This window comes from Pedobacter antarcticus, from assembly GCF_900112985.1.
In the GTDB taxonomy this organism is placed as follows: Bacteria; Bacteroidota; Bacteroidia; order Sphingobacteriales; family Sphingobacteriaceae; genus Pedobacter; species Pedobacter antarcticus.
The window spans coordinates 61,938-76,520 of record NZ_FONS01000006.1 but is presented as its reverse complement, the minus strand read 5'-3'; the positions used below and the strand labels follow the sequence as shown (position 1 = coordinate 76,520).

The window sequence follows — 14,583 nt, the reverse complement described above, 5'->3', positions numbered from 1 at the left end:
AAAAATGAACGATCATGAGCTAAAGCAGAGGATGCAATAGCTCATGATTGCTTTCATCAACTTAAAAACTAATTACATGCTGATTAAAAAAGTATTTTTAGTAGTCCTTGCATTGGGCATTCAGTTGTCATATGCACAGACCAAATCTACTACAGAAAGCCCTGCCGCTACGCCAATATTTGGTGCCAGGCCTGAAGTAGAAGAAACTGTAAAAACAAAAGGATCTGTAACGATTAAAGGTAAAGTAATCAACTATACCGCGACCACTGGATATATGCTGCTAAGAACCGAAGAGGGCAAACTTCGGGGCAGGATATTCTATGTGGCTTACACGAAAGATAATGAGAACGATCTGACTAAAAGACCAGTAACCTACACCTTTAATGGTGGTCCGGGTTCTGCATCCCTTTGGTTACATATGGGGGTAATTGGTCCAAAAAGAATTGTAATGTCCGATAAAGGAGACGCACTTACACCACCTTATTCCTATACCAATAATGAATATTCCTGGTTAGATCACAGTGATCTGGTATTCATTGATCCAATAGGTACTGGTTATAGCCGTGCTGCTCCTGGAGTCGATAAAAAAGAATTTCAGGGTTATCAGGAAGACATAGAATCTGTAGGCGAATTTATCAAGTTATATACCTCACAGAACAAACGCTGGGGATCACCGAAGTTTCTGGCCGGTGAAAGCTATGGTACAACTCGTGCATCTGGGTTGTCCAATTACCTGCAGAGTGCCTATAAAATGTACGTGAACGGTATTGTATTGATCTCCGCAGTTTTAAATTTCCAAACTATCAATTTCGGAATTGGTAATGACTTACCTTACCCATTATACCTGCCTAGTTATGCGGCTACTTCATGGTATTACAAAAAACTGAGCCCAGAATTGCAGGCTAAGGATTTGAAAACACTAACCGCTGAAGCAGAGGAATTTGCAATTAATGAATATGCAACAGCATTGGTTAAAGGCGATAAATTAACAACAGCAGAATATAACTCAGTAGTTAAAAAACTAAGCTTTTATACGGGACTGTCAGAAGTTTTTATCAGACAGACCAATCTTCGTATTGACCTGCCTCAGTACAATAAAGAACTTTTGCGTAAAGAGGGGAAAACTGTGGGCCGTTTAGATTCGCGCTTTACCGGCACAGACTTTAATGATACCGGTTCGTCTACTTCTTACGATCCAAGTAATACAGGTACAATCTCCGGCCCGTATACAGCAGGTATGTTAAGCTATATGGGTAAGGAACTTAATTTTACCAGTGACCTGACCTATTATACTTTAGGCGGAGGAGTCGGCCGATGGAATTACAGTAATGTGCAGAATAAATACCTGAACGTTGCAGAATACCTGAGACAGGCAATGTCTACAAATCCTTCCATGAAAGTTTGGGTATTAGGTGGTTATTATGATTTTGCAACGCCATATTTTGCTTCCAGGTATGTTATGAACCATATGGGTTTAAGACCGGAGCAGGCTAAGAATGTGACTTTCACCTATTACGAAGCCGGCCATATGCTATATATCCATATGCCGTCACTTCAGCAGATGAAGACCGATGCCGACCTGTATTATAAGAATACATTGGCAGAAATTAAATAATCACAATTGAAAAATGTATACACATGGAGTTATTTCATAAAAAATATATACAACGCAGCATTTTAACAGGCCTGCTGGCCGCTTTTGTCCTTTCTGTACAGGCACAGCCGGGACAGGGAAGGCAGGCCGCACCGGCCGCAGTAAATCCACTGGCTGCAGACAGTAAAGCAGCAGCAGCAGTTTCGCTGCCGCTAGATCCGGGTGGATATGTTATTTCCAATTCGGCAAATATTCCCGAACCGATTAGTACTAAACACAGTGTGACCATTAATGGTCAGGTAATTAACTATACGGCTACAACGGGTTATCTGCAGTTAAAAACTGAAGATGGCAAGCCTAAAGCAAATATCTTTTTTGTAGCCTATACCAAAGATGGCGTGACAGACCGCAAAGTAAGGCCAATGACCTACACCTTTAACGGCGGCCCTGGATCTTCATCTGTTTGGTTGCATATGGGGATCATCGGACCTAAAAGAGTACTTATGTCCGATAAGGGTGACGTACTTTCTCCGCCCTATAGCTATGTCGATAATGAATATTCATGGCTGGATAAAACCGATATGGTGTTCCTTGATCCGGTAACTACCGGATACAGCAGAGCAGTAACTGGTGAAAATGATAAACAGTTTCATGGTTATGATGAGGATATTCAAAGTATGGGTGAAGCTATTCGTCTGTACGCCACACGTTATGACCGCTGGCACTCTCCAAAATTCCTGGCTGGTGAAAGTTATGGTACTACACGTGCTGCAGGCTTATCAGAATACCTGCAGAGCAAATATAAGTTTTATCTGAACGGTGTCGTATTGATCAGTTCTATCCTGAATATGCAGACTGCAAGGTTTGATATCGGCAATGATCTGCCTTTCCCTTTATTTTTGCCAACTTATGCTGCGACTGCCTGGTACCATAAAAAACTGGATGCCGATTTACAGCGTGATCTTAAAACTACCCTTAAAGAAGTCGAGGCATTTGCGCTGGGTGAATATCATACTGCATTAATGAAAGGTTCAGATCTTACGGCTGCGGAGTATGAAAATATAGTGAATAAACTGAGCCGTTATACTGGTCTTTCCAAAGACTATATCCGCCAGACTAACCTGCGTATAGACATTCATAAATTCGATAAAGAACTGCGCAGGGAAGAAGGACTGACAGTAGGACGTCTGGACAGCAGATTTACCGGACGTGATTATAATGATGTAGGAGTAACCCCGGAGTTCGATCCAAGTAATGACGGAACGATTTCAGGACCATACAGTGCAGCGTTAAATCATTATGTACGTGCAGAACTGAAATTTAAAAATGATCTGCCCTATGAGATCCTTGGCGGACGTGTGCAGCCCTGGAACTATAATAACGTACAGAATCGCTATTTGAACGTGGCAGAGTCACTGCGAAAAGCGATGGCTGTAAATCCTTACCTGAAGGTGTGGGTACTCTGCGGTTATTATGATCTGGCTACACCTTATTTCGCAGCTGAGTATACTTTCAGTACGATGGGATTAAGACCTGAGCAGAAAAAAAATGTAAATTTCACCTATTACGAAGCGGGGCACATGCTATATGTACATAAACCTTCTTTGATTCAAGTGAAAAAAGATGCAGATAAGTTATACAACGATGTTATGAAGGAGATTAATTCAGCTCCCGTAAAATAAAATAAGACCAGCGCAACAGCTTTATCCCGTAAAGCTGTTGCGCTGTATATTCATCTCTCAACCCTAAATGATGAAAAAGAACCACTTCTACCTGACCTGTCTGTTCGCCTTACAGGCTGCAGGCCTTTCGGCGCAAACATTAAGTCCTGACAGTGCAGGCCTGGCGTTAAAACAACTCAGCGGGCTTCAGCAGGAAGTCTTAAAAAAAGCCACACAACCCGGTAAAGATCAGGTTGAGAGCCTCTCCAGGCTATTACAGCTTGGCATGTGGGACCAGGCACTAGCAACCATTAACGGTAAAGGTAACCAGACTCCAGATTTTCAGTTACTGAAAGCTGATTATCTGATCCTGACCAATGAACTGAAACAAGCTGAGAAGCTGGTTTATGAGGTGTTGAAAAAACAACCTTCCAATGAGAAAGCTATTCTTTTGAAGGCTTTCCTCGAAATTCAGGCCTGGCGTTTACCAGAAGCAGCTGAGATCTGCGAAGCTGCCCTGAAAAAACAACCATCCGAGAAACTATCCCTAATGCTTGGCCGGACCCGGCTCTTGCAGAAAAATTATAAAGAAGCATTAAAAATTGCTACAGATGTCCTGCAAAAGAACCCCAAAAGTGCGGGAGCGTATTTACTGGAGGCAGACGTTTATTTCTGGGATCAACAACCTGATCTGGCAGAAGCACCTTTGAAACGTTCTCTTGAAATTGATCCTTACAACGCTGATGCCCGTTTTAGTTATGGCTATGCGATCTGGCGGAGAATTGATGCTACGCAGCTGAATGCAATGGCAGCACAGTGGGAGCTTGCACTGGCTGTAAATCCGCTGCATTTTCAAACCAACTGGCATTGGGGTAACGGGCATACCAACCTTACTTATGCCGATTATGCCGAAAAAGACGACGACGAAGTGAGAAAAGCGCTCGATAAATCTGACGATGCTGTAAGGCAAAACCAGGTGGATAAAGCCATTGCGATTACCAGGGAAGTAGAGAAACAATATCCTGCTTCAGTGCTTCCCGGAATGCGCAGAGCCTCTATTTATTATATTGCTTTTGATATGGACCGTAAATCTCGTCTGGATTCGGCACAAAAGATCTTCAGCAATATCTTAATGCGTAAGAAACATTATGGTCCGGCTCATAACGGACTTTCGGCTGTAATTAAATCCAAAAGGATTCCCTACCTGGCAGTTTATGACTCGATCAGTAATCAGTTGCAGACCACTAAGATTACAGACATGGAGAATTTCATTAAGGTATTTCCTGACGTCAGCTATTATCCAGGTGAAACGGTTAAGGCTATGGCCTGGAACCAGTTGTTTACCGCTGTGGTTTATTTCCCTTTCCTGTCTAAACAGGATAATGCGTTCCGGATTCCACCGTTACACAACGATTTGGCAATCACGATGAATTCTCCTTATTTCCGCTTTATGACAACCTTTGATAACAGGCAGTGGATGGATATCAGGGGAGTAGGAAGTGGTGCTGCCGCAATTGAATATGTAGAACGTGGTGCTTTTCTGGAAAGAAATGTGATTCTGCATGAATATGTTCACCTGTTTCATGGAAGAGTGCTTACAGATGCCGAAAACCGTCAGATTAAGGCCCTGTACTATCAGGCGATGAAAGAGAAACGTACACTCGATTATTATTCTCAGAATAATGAAAGCGAGTACCTGGCACAAACTTATCCGGCCTATTTTGAACCGGTTAAAGTACATCCGCTGGATTTTAAGTCTATGAATACCACTTCCGATCTGAAAACAAAAGATCCGGATATGTATGCATTTCTGGATAAACTAGTTAAAAAGGAAAAAGCTTACCTCGCTGGTGACAAACAGGCAATGGCTAGTAACTGGTCACAGGTTTATTTGAATCTGAGTGAGAAAGCTAAACAAAAAGACGGAGAACTTGCTGCGCGCTATCTGGATACAGCATTGGTTTATGATCAGAAATACCTCCCTGCATATTTGAGTTATGCGGCATTATATAATACGCGGAAGGATTTTAAATCGGCAGAAAACTGGTTGAAAAAAGCTGAAGCAGTTGATGCGAAATACGCACCTGTTTATGCAGCGTATGCCGAGTGGTATGCTGCGCGTTTTGTCGCTAAAGAACTCGATTTGCAGACCGCTGTGCGTGAACAGGCAAAGTATCTGAAAAAATCATTTGAACTAGAACAGGATTATCAGGAGCTGGCTAAAGTAAATATGCAACTACGTGAAATGTACCGCAGAAATGGGATGATCGCAGAAGCTATCGATGCTGCGGGTGCCTATGGCAAAAGCGGTGCGACCGTCTCTACTTATCTGCGTGATAGAAGGGATGATGCGGTTGCTTTTGCTGCTGCATTGAAATCTGGATTAGGCTATTCCGACCAGGTTCAGGTATTACAGAAGCTGGTTCTGCAGAAACCGCAGAATTATGAATACCGTAATTTGTATGCCGACGCTTTGGCGGCTAACGGAAACTATGCTGAGGCCGTTAAGACCCTGGAGCAGGCACAGCGTATACTTGCGGCTTCGGGAAATGGAAGATCGGACTATACCCTTCGCATCGCAGCTTTCCAGGTTGCTCAAGGTAATAAAGCTGCCGCAGACGAATTGATCCAGGCATTTCTGAGCGGTAAAACGCCGGTGCGTGAGAATGACAAACTTCGGTATGCCAGGCTGTTAATTGAAACAGGGCATCAGGAAGAAGCCTTCAAACAATTAAACACTGTAAAACCTGCGATAGATCTCTATAATCAGGCAGATTATAATTATACTGCGGGCCAGATATTGCTGTCACAAGGGAAAAAGGCCGAAGCCGTAGCAGCTTGGGAAAATGCCTTAGGTGCAAATCCATATCTACTGGAAGCTTATGGTCCGTTAAAAGCCCAATATTTGGCTGCTAACCAAAAATCTAAAGCAGATGCATTGCAGGCGAAGCTTGCGCAGTTACCAGTTCAGCCAGGACCGGGTTTCAAAAGATAAATTAACACTATTACCATAAAAAAAACATGTCTAAAATCGAAAACGAAACAGAAAACCATGAAATGAAGCGGGAGCTGGGCTTACTGGACGCCACGATGCTGGTTGTCGGATCTATGATTGGTTCCGGTATTTTTATCGTCAGTGCCGATATCACCCGTAGTGTGGGGAGTGCAGGCTGGCTGATTATTATCTGGCTGCTCACCGGTATGGTTACTTTAATGGCCGCTTTAAGTTACGGAGAGCTTTCTGCGATGTACCCGAAAGCAGGAGGACAATATGTATATCTGAAAGAATCATATAACAAGCTTATTGCATTTTTATATGGCTGGTCTACCTTTATGGTAATTCAGACCGGTACAATTGCCGCTGTTGGTGTAGCTTTTGCGAAATTTGCAGCTTATTTATACGCGCCACTGGGAGATGATAATATTCTGTTTTCTATAGGCGGTGTAAATATTAATGCTGCTCAGATATTGGCCATCAGTACGATTATTTTACTCACCTGGATCAATAGCCGCGGTGTTAAAAATGGTAAGATCATCCAGACGATATTAACGATTGTTAAAATTCTGTCCTTATTCGGATTGATCATTGCAGGTCTGGCATTTTCGTTTCGTACCGAAGTATGGCAGGCAAACTGGACAGATATGTTCACACCATTCAGGTGGGATGCCAGTACACAGACTAAAGTAACTATTGGTGGTGCTACTTTATTTGCCGGTGTAGTTTCGGCTATGGTGGGTTCGCTATTTTCCAGTGATGCCTGGAATAACGTCACCTTTATTGCCGGAGAAATTAGAAATCCGCGTAAAAATATTGGATTGAGCCTGTTTCTCGGAACGATGATCGTCACCGTAATTTACGTTTCGACCAACATCATGTACACTGCTGTTCTCTCTATGGAGGAGATTGCCAATGCACCTGCTGACCGCGTAGCCGTAGCAGCCTCGCAGTATATTTTTGGTACAGCCGGAACATTGGTTATCGCTATCATGATCATGATCTCAACTTTTGGGTGTAATAATGGCCTGATCCTTTCTGGTGCAAGAGTTTATTACACAATGGCACAGGATGGCGTATTCTTTAAACAAGCTGCGGTACTGAATAAATTTGAAGTTCCGGGATGGGGTTTATGGGCTCAATGTCTATGGGCATCGGCTTTATGCCTGACGGGACGTTACGGAGATTTACTCGATTACGTAATCTTCGTGGTTCTGATCTTCTATATTCTGACTATCGGTGGTATTTTTATTTTGAGACGTAAATATCCGGATGCTGACAGACCATACAAAGCTTTCGGTTATCCATTTATCCCAGCACTGTACATTGTATGTGCGGCGGTTATCTGTGGTGGATTATTGTATTATAAAACCAGTACATGTGGATGGGGATTGGTTATCGTGTTATTAGGAATTCCAGTGTATTACATTTCTGAACGTTACCGTAAATCTTAATTGAACAGATCTATATGAAACATCTCAAATTAACCAGCCTTTTGTTTACTGCGCTGTTGTTTTCCGGCCTGAGCAGTTTTGCCCAGGCACAGAAAGCGTCACCCAGAAATGATGGCGAAGGCCCCTGGCCACAACTTATTATCCGCGGTGTAACGCTCATTAACAGTACTGGTGCTCCTGCGATGGGACCTGTCGATATTGTTGTAGAAGGAAACCGGATCACAAACGTACAGGCAGTGGGTTCTCCGGGAGTTAAGATTAATCCAGCAAGAAGACCGGTACTTAAAGCAGGAGGGAAAGAATTGCAGGCAGAAGGGATGTATCTTTTACCCGGGTTTATTGATATGCACGGTCATATCGGCGGTGCAGAAAAAGGTTCCGACGCAGACTATGTCTTTAAATTATGGATGGCACACGGCATAACTACAATTCGTGAACCTGGTAGCATGAATGGTATAGACTGGGTGCTGGATCAGAAAGCTAAAAGTCTGCGCAACGAAATTACTGCGCCACGTATCTTCGCCTATACGGTGTTCGGTCAGGGTAATAAAACGCCAATTTCTACAGCGGAACAGGCTAGAGCCTGGGTACGTGAAAATGCGAAAAAAGGCGCAGACGGTGTTAAGTTTTTCGGTGCTTCACCGGAAGTGATGTTTGCAGCTATTGACGAAAATAAGAAATTAGGACTACGTTCAGCAGCACATCATGCGCAGACAGATGTAGGCCGATGGAATGCATTGAACAGCGCGAAAGCCGGTTTAACTTCTCTTGAGCATTGGTATGGTTTGCCGGAAGCGATGTTCAAAGACCGTACTGTACAACATTATTCTGCGGACTATAATTATCTGAATGAACAGGATCGTTTTGGCGAAGCAGGTACATTATGGAAACAAGCTGCGGAACCGCAGTCTGACCGTTGGAAAGAGCTGATCAGCCAGTTGCTGGCTTTAGATTTTACTTTAGATCCGACATTTAATATTTATGAAGCCAACAGGGATCTTATGCGGGCAAGGACAGTCGAATGGCACGCAGATTATACCATGCCTAAGCTTTGGGATTTTTACAGCCCAAGCTGGAATTCTCATGGTTCTTACTGGCATTCCTGGGGTACAGAACAAGAGAATGACTGGAAGCAGAACTATAAGCTTTGGATGGCCTTTATCAATGAATACAAGAATAGGGGCGGCAGGGTAACTGCAGGTTCTGATGCGGGCTTCATTTATGAATTATTTGGGTTTGCTTACATCAGAGAGCTGGAATTGCTTAGAGAAGCCGGATTCCATCCGCTTGAGGTAATTAAAGCAGCTACGTTAAGTGGCGCACAGGCATTAGGTATGGAGAAAGACCTGGGCAGTGTAGAAGTTGGTAAACTTGCAGATTTTGTAATCGTTGAAGAAAACCCATTGAAAAACCTGCAGGTTTTATACGGAACGGGAGCTATTCAGCTGAATGCAAACAACGAAGTGATCAGAGCTGGTGGTGTGAAATACACGATCAAAGACGGAATCATTTATGATGCTAAAAAATTATTGGCGGATGTAAAAGAGATGGTAGAAAAAGAAAAAGCCAAAACAGGTTATAAGCTTGTTCAGCCTGGCGTTCATCAGCATTAATAAGCTAATTTTTTTTATAAAAAGGGGAGCTTTTTCAGGAGGGCACTGAAAAAGTTCCTCATTTATCAACTTTTAAAAGCGATTAAGTAAAACATGTCTTTTACTTAGTCGCTTTTTTTGTCTAGAAGTTTTGATATACGCTGGCGCATCGTAACAATGTCCTCCGCTCCAAAATTTAGTATAGTTATATTGAATATATCCACAAGAATTGCCACCTTCACTTATAGAAATAATTTCTGCATCTGAATTGTATTCAGAATGGTAACCAGATGGTCATATTCCGCCGTTCATTACATAATAAATCCCTGTTTCAGATAATTTGGAGGCATTTATTTGTTCTCCTTTTTTTATAGTGCAGAGTGATTTTAAAGGAAGAATAGAAAACTGAAATCGATTGAGTTCAAATATTTTCTGATCAAGCCCTTTACTAAGAGAAAAATAATCTCAAATCTACTCAAACGCTATTTCAAAATACTGAAGAATAGCTTTGTAATTGTCCTGAGCAGTAAGACAAGTATCTAATAGATATTCTCTTATATCAGTCCATTCCTGTAATCCTCTGTAATAAAACATCTTATTATCTTCATCAATAATGAAAGGTACAATGTTGTTGGCTAAACATTCCTTAAACATAATCAACCGGCCAACACGACCATTACCATCTTGAAATGGGTGAATAATTTCAAATTGATGATGAAAGTCGAGTATATTTTCAAAAGTTTTCTTTTCAATGTTATGATACTGGAAAAGCAGTTCTTTCATTTTTGATGAAACTTCTTTTGGCGAACAAGTTTCATTACCACCAACTTCATTTGGTAGTTTTTTGTATTCGCCTACATTAAACCAGTTTTTTCGACTATCAGATGTTCCTGATTTCAGTAGGAAATGTAATTCCTTTATAAATGATTCTGATAATTTAGATTTTGCTTTATCAATGATTAAATCAATACATCGAAAGTGATTGGTCGTTTCTATGATATCATCTACATTCACGCTTTCTTTGGATGCTCCGATAGTATTCGTTTCAAAAATATATCGTGTTTGGTCGTGGGTTAATTTGCTTCCTTCTATGCGATTTGAGTTATAGGTCAGATCGATTTGCGTACGGTGATAAATACCACCTTTGAGCTTCATTTCTTTTTGCTCGTTGAGATGATTGAGTAATTGATTATCACTAAATTTCTTCTTATTTGCTTTCTCAGGCAATATTGCATCATCGGGAATATTCCATGTTTTACCAGTTAAGAATGCTCCCTTAATCCTTCCTATAGCACAATAATTCCGGACAGTTCTTTCGGGAATGTTCCGCTTTTTTGCAAATTCACTTACTGAAATATAATTCATAGCTTTTGATTATAAATGCCGTTATCGGCAAATATACAATAAACAACAACTGTCTAATCCTCAATTGTTGCCGATAACGGCAACAATTGAGGATTTTATTTCCTGTGTGAATATGGAACCCTCCCTTTTTTCGGACTGGTTTAGGAGACGAGAATTCAAAGGAGCATAAAACCTTAGTTTTTGCTCTTTTTTTTGTGCCCTCACCCTAATCATGTTGTTCATTCCTCTACTAAGTTTACCTGAATTTTTATTGGTTAGCTCGCTTTACACTAAAAGGCTATTGAGCCGGTATTGATACGGTATTGAAAGGGTGTTCAGTCGGTAATTGGGTATATCAACACCGACTGAACACCGTTTCAATACCCTATCAATACCCTTTCAAACCTTAACGTTAGTCCGAGTGTACTATACTGGAATTACTGTATAAAAAACCATCGGACCCGACGGAAGGTCAAAAGAATCGTGCAGTTATTCCTTTACAGACTTACCCAATTGTATGCTTAAATTCAAAAAAAAATGATTGCTCCACAACATTTGGCATTGATCCTCAACAATTCCGCTTGATCCATTGATCAATTAGCTGCCCAAAAATATAGGCATAAAAAAAGCCTTCCTGAGTGGGAAGGCTTTAGAGCGAAAGACGAGATTCGAACTCGCGACCCCGACCTTGGCAAGGTCGTGCTCTACCAACTGAGCTACTTTCGCGTTGATTACGTCACGAAGATAGATATTTTTTCTTTTTTATAAACCCCGTTTTGAATATTTCGCGGAACACTCTGAATTTCAAGCTGAAAAAATAACAGTAAAATAATGTAGAGTGTCTTTTATGCGAATAAAAAGGTTTTACAGCTATTATTTCAGACCGAAACCTCCGATGATTTCAAATTCCCTTCCGCTGGGGCTGCCTTCGATAATAGGGAGTGCCTGTAGTACCAATTCTGCAGCGCCTTCCGTCTTTAAAGATAAATGATGGTCTTCTTTAGTATCCCAGATCTCTGTTACCCAGAACATATTTTCATCATCTTTGTCCCTGCTGATAATGTATAAATTACATCCCTTTGTTTTAGAGACCAGTTCAGATGCCTGGAGGAGAATTGAAGCCAGTTGTTCTGCGTTACCTGGTGTCGCTTTTAACTTGCCGTGTAGTCCGTATTTGCTCATAATAATATTTGGTTTTGATGGATTCGTTCTTTAACGGTTATCCCAAAATAGTAATATTATTTGCTAAATTATTCTTTGAACGGACATTTTACATAGGATGTCAGGAGTTTATAAAAAACCTTTTTAAGGTAAAACAGTCTTAACATTTACTTAATCATTCTGCAGCTACTTTAGCCGCTAAATCAAAACAGGTTTCTAAGGTTTATTATTTAACCAGTGGGAACAGGTGTCAACAGGTTTAATAAGATATGGATTCACGTAGAGACTTTCTAAAAAAAGCAGCATTACTAACCACAGGTGCCGGCCTGATTAATAATTTGCCGCCCGTTATACAAAAGGCATTAGCTATTGATCCGGCAGCGGGCAGTACATTTTACGATGCAGAGCACGTTGTATTCCTGATGCAGGAGAACCGTTCCTTTGACCATGCATTGGGAACACTGCAGGGGGTTCGCGGTTTTAATGACCCCAGGGCTGTACAGTTACCAAATAAGAATAAAGTATGGTTGCAATCTAATAAAGAAGGGGAGACCTATGTACCTTTTCATCTTGACATCAAAGAAACTAAAGTCGCGTGGATGGGCTCTACACCACACAACTGGACAGATCAGACCGATGCCAGGAACGGTGGGAAATACGATCAGTGGCTGGATTTCAAAAAACCATATAAAACAACATATGCGCATATACCTTTAACCATTGGATACTGTAAAAGGGAAGATTTCCCATTTTACCATTCTTTAGCTGATGCGTTTACTGTCTGTGATCAGAATTTTTGCTCCGTACTTGCCGGGACGCATCCTAACCGTTATTACTGGATGACAGGTACTGTCCGGGAAAAAAATAGTCCAGAAGGAATTGCACATCTCTGGAATAACAGCAATTACGATATACCAACACTGAACTGGAAAACTTATCCGGAAAGGCTGGAAGAAAACGGGGTCTCCTGGAAAATCTATCAGAATGAACTGACCATGGGTTTTGGCCTGAATGGAGAAGAAAGCAGCTGGTTAAGTAATTTTGGTACAAATGTATTGGAGTATTTTGAGCAATATAATGTCAGACTTCATCCCGGTGCTGTATCGAACCTTCAAAAAAAGAAAAAGTTGCTTGAGGTCCAGCTGGCGGAAATGCCTGCAGATTTAAGCGATGATGAGCAGAAAAAGCTAGAGGCAATGCAGAAATTGCTACGCAAAATTGAGCAGGATCAGCAAAAATATACGGTAGAAGCCCATAACGCCTTGTCTGAAAAAGCACAGCGCTTAAATGCAAAAGCATTTACCACCAATACGAATGATCCGGATTTTCATACATTAACTCCGCTTACCTATACCGATAAAGGCGTAGAAAGAGAGTTGAATATTCCAAAGGGTGATGTGTTGCATCAGTTCAGGAAAGATGTAAATGATGGCGCTTTACCTGCAGTTTCCTGGTTAATGACGCCTGCAAATTTCTCAGATCATCCCGGTGTGCCCTGGTTTGGTTCATGGTTTGTGAGTGAGGTTATGGAAATTCTGACCAAGAATCCGGAAGTTTGGAAAAAGACAGTTTTTATTATGACCTATGATGAAAACGATGGTTATTTCGACCATGTCCCACCCTATGTGCCGACACACCCGTTTAAAGCGAATACAGGTAAAATGTCTAAAGGCCTCGATGCAAAACTCGATTTTGCTGCCCGGGATCAGCAGACGAACCCTTCGGCGCAACCGGAAAAGATTAGGGAGAGCCAAATTGGATTAGGCTATAGAGTTCCGATGATCATTGTTTCACCTTGGACCAGGGGTGGCTATGTGTGTTCCGAGGTTTTTGATCATACTTCTTCACTCCAGTTTCTGGAGAATTTTATAGAGAGAAAATTCAATAAAAGTATCAAAGAAGAGAATATAACGCCTTGGAGAAGAACGGTGTGTGGAGATCTTACGGCTGCATTCAGACCTTATAATGGTGAGAAAATTCAGCAGCCTGAATTTCTGGAGAAACGACCTTTTATGGAAAAGATTTATTCTGCGAAATTTAAGGAAGAGCCGGATAATTTTAAAGCATTGAATGCAGAAGAGATCAGACAGGTAAACGAAAATCAGGCTGCTTCTACCATATTTCCACAGCAGGAAAAGGGAGTCAGATCTGCCTGTGCAATCCCTTATGAACTTTATGTTAATGCAGTTTCAGCGCAGGGCAAATTGAAATTAACTTTCCATGCTGGTCAGAAAGTCTTTGGCAAAAAGTCTGCAGGCAGTCCTTTTACGGTATACGCGATGAATCCTTATCAGAATGAAACCTTAAGGGTATGGGATTATACAGTAGCTGCGGGCGACACGCTGGAAGATGAGTGGACGATAAAAGATTTCCAAAAGGGCAGGTATCATTTACACGTGCATGGACCGAATGGTTTTTTCAGGTCTTTTCAGGGAGCTGAATCTGATCCGTCATTACAAATTCAGATACGCTACGAACAATCTCCGAACAATCCTTTAAAGCTAAGTGGGAACGTGATTGTTACAGTTAATAATACAGCAACAACTGTAAAAGAAATAGAGATTTCCGACTTGAGCTATAAGACAGGGAAGCAAATATTAAAAGTGCCTGCTGCTAATAAGGCGAGTCTGGTGCTGAATTTAAAAAACAGCTATAACTGGTACGATTTTACTGTTGGCCTGAAAGGTGAAAGTAGCTTTATGGCACAGTACGCCGGACGGGTTGAAACTGGGCAGGTTACCAAAACAGACCCGCTAATGGGTAGAATGGTTTAATATATAGC

The 14,583-nt window shown here is 41.5% G+C and carries 8 protein-coding genes and 1 tRNA gene; 6 read left to right on the top strand and 3 right to left on the bottom strand.

Translation table 11 applies throughout. The annotated features are described in order from the left end of the window. Nucleotides 1-76 precede the first annotated feature (76 nt). The 5 genes from BM192_RS13400 to BM192_RS13380 all read left to right on the top strand — a co-directional run bounded on the left by BM192_RS13400 (nucleotide 77) and on the right by BM192_RS13380 (nucleotide 9,317). Nucleotides 77-1,615, top strand: a complete 1,539-nt coding sequence (locus BM192_RS13400; RefSeq protein ID WP_081857482.1) for a S10 family peptidase — start codon at nucleotides 77-79, stop codon at nucleotides 1,613-1,615. 23 nt (nucleotides 1,616-1,638) lie between these two features. Then, nucleotides 1,639-3,276 carry a S10 family peptidase gene (locus BM192_RS13395; protein ID WP_083401137.1) on the top strand — a complete coding sequence of 546 codons (1,638 nt, stop codon included), beginning with the start codon at nucleotides 1,639-1,641 and terminating at the stop codon, nucleotides 3,274-3,276. A gap of 67 nt (nucleotides 3,277-3,343) precedes the next feature. After that, nucleotides 3,344-6,250 carry a tetratricopeptide repeat protein gene (locus BM192_RS13390; RefSeq protein ID WP_037439303.1) on the top strand — a complete coding sequence of 969 codons (2,907 nt, stop codon included), beginning with the start codon at nucleotides 3,344-3,346 and terminating at the stop codon, nucleotides 6,248-6,250. A gap of 26 nt (nucleotides 6,251-6,276) precedes the next feature. Beyond that, complete coding sequence (locus BM192_RS13385) at nucleotides 6,277-7,704, top strand: APC family permease (protein WP_037439302.1); 1,428 nt, start codon at nucleotides 6,277-6,279, stop codon at nucleotides 7,702-7,704. 14 nt (nucleotides 7,705-7,718) lie between these two features. After that, nucleotides 7,719-9,317 carry an amidohydrolase family protein gene (locus tag BM192_RS13380; RefSeq protein WP_037439301.1) on the top strand — a complete coding sequence of 533 codons (1,599 nt, stop codon included), beginning with the start codon at nucleotides 7,719-7,721 and terminating at the stop codon, nucleotides 9,315-9,317. A gap of 450 nt (nucleotides 9,318-9,767) precedes the next feature. Here BM192_RS13380 and BM192_RS13370 read toward each other — a convergent pair whose 3' ends face one another. The 3 genes from BM192_RS13370 to BM192_RS13360 form a co-directional block, all read right to left on the bottom strand. Then, the gene (locus tag BM192_RS13370) at nucleotides 9,768-10,661 is read right to left on the bottom strand and encodes a Fic family protein (protein WP_037439299.1); all 894 of its coding nucleotides are present in this window, start codon (nucleotides 10,659-10,661) and stop codon (nucleotides 9,768-9,770) included. Nucleotides 10,662-11,293: 632 nt separating this feature from the next. Then, nucleotides 11,294-11,366: transfer RNA gene (locus BM192_RS13365), tRNA-Gly, on the bottom strand. A 147-nt stretch (nucleotides 11,367-11,513) separates the two neighbouring features. Then, the gene (locus BM192_RS13360) at nucleotides 11,514-11,822 is read right to left on the bottom strand and encodes a putative quinol monooxygenase (protein WP_037439297.1); all 309 of its coding nucleotides are present in this window, start codon (nucleotides 11,820-11,822) and stop codon (nucleotides 11,514-11,516) included. A gap of 248 nt (nucleotides 11,823-12,070) precedes the next feature. Between BM192_RS13360 and BM192_RS13355 the strand changes: the two genes are divergently transcribed. Beyond that, complete coding sequence (locus tag BM192_RS13355) at nucleotides 12,071-14,575, top strand: phosphocholine-specific phospholipase C (protein ID WP_037439295.1); 2,505 nt, start codon at nucleotides 12,071-12,073, stop codon at nucleotides 14,573-14,575. Nucleotides 14,576-14,583 lie beyond the last annotated feature (8 nt).

Excerpts from the sequence above, each read along its gene's own strand:
- BM192_RS13385 (WP_037439302.1), top strand. The coding sequence starts at position 6,277 with ATGTCTAAAATCGAAAACGAAACAGAAAACCATGAAATGAAGCGGGAG.
- BM192_RS13390 (WP_037439303.1), top strand. The coding sequence starts at position 3,344 with ATGATGAAAAAGAACCACTTCTACCTGACCTGTCTGTTCGCCTTACAG.
- BM192_RS13400 (WP_081857482.1), top strand. The coding sequence starts at position 77 with ATGCTGATTAAAAAAGTATTTTTAGTAGTCCTTGCATTGGGCATTCAG.
- BM192_RS13360 (WP_037439297.1), bottom strand. The coding sequence starts at position 11,822 with ATGAGCAAATACGGACTACACGGCAAGTTAAAAGCGACACCAGGTAAC.
- BM192_RS13355 (WP_037439295.1), top strand. The coding sequence starts at position 12,071 with ATGGATTCACGTAGAGACTTTCTAAAAAAAGCAGCATTACTAACCACA.
- BM192_RS13380 (WP_037439301.1), top strand. The coding sequence starts at position 7,719 with ATGAAACATCTCAAATTAACCAGCCTTTTGTTTACTGCGCTGTTGTTT.
- BM192_RS13370 (WP_037439299.1), bottom strand. The coding sequence starts at position 10,661 with ATGAATTATATTTCAGTAAGTGAATTTGCAAAAAAGCGGAACATTCCC.
- BM192_RS13395 (WP_083401137.1), top strand. The coding sequence starts at position 1,639 with ATGGAGTTATTTCATAAAAAATATATACAACGCAGCATTTTAACAGGC.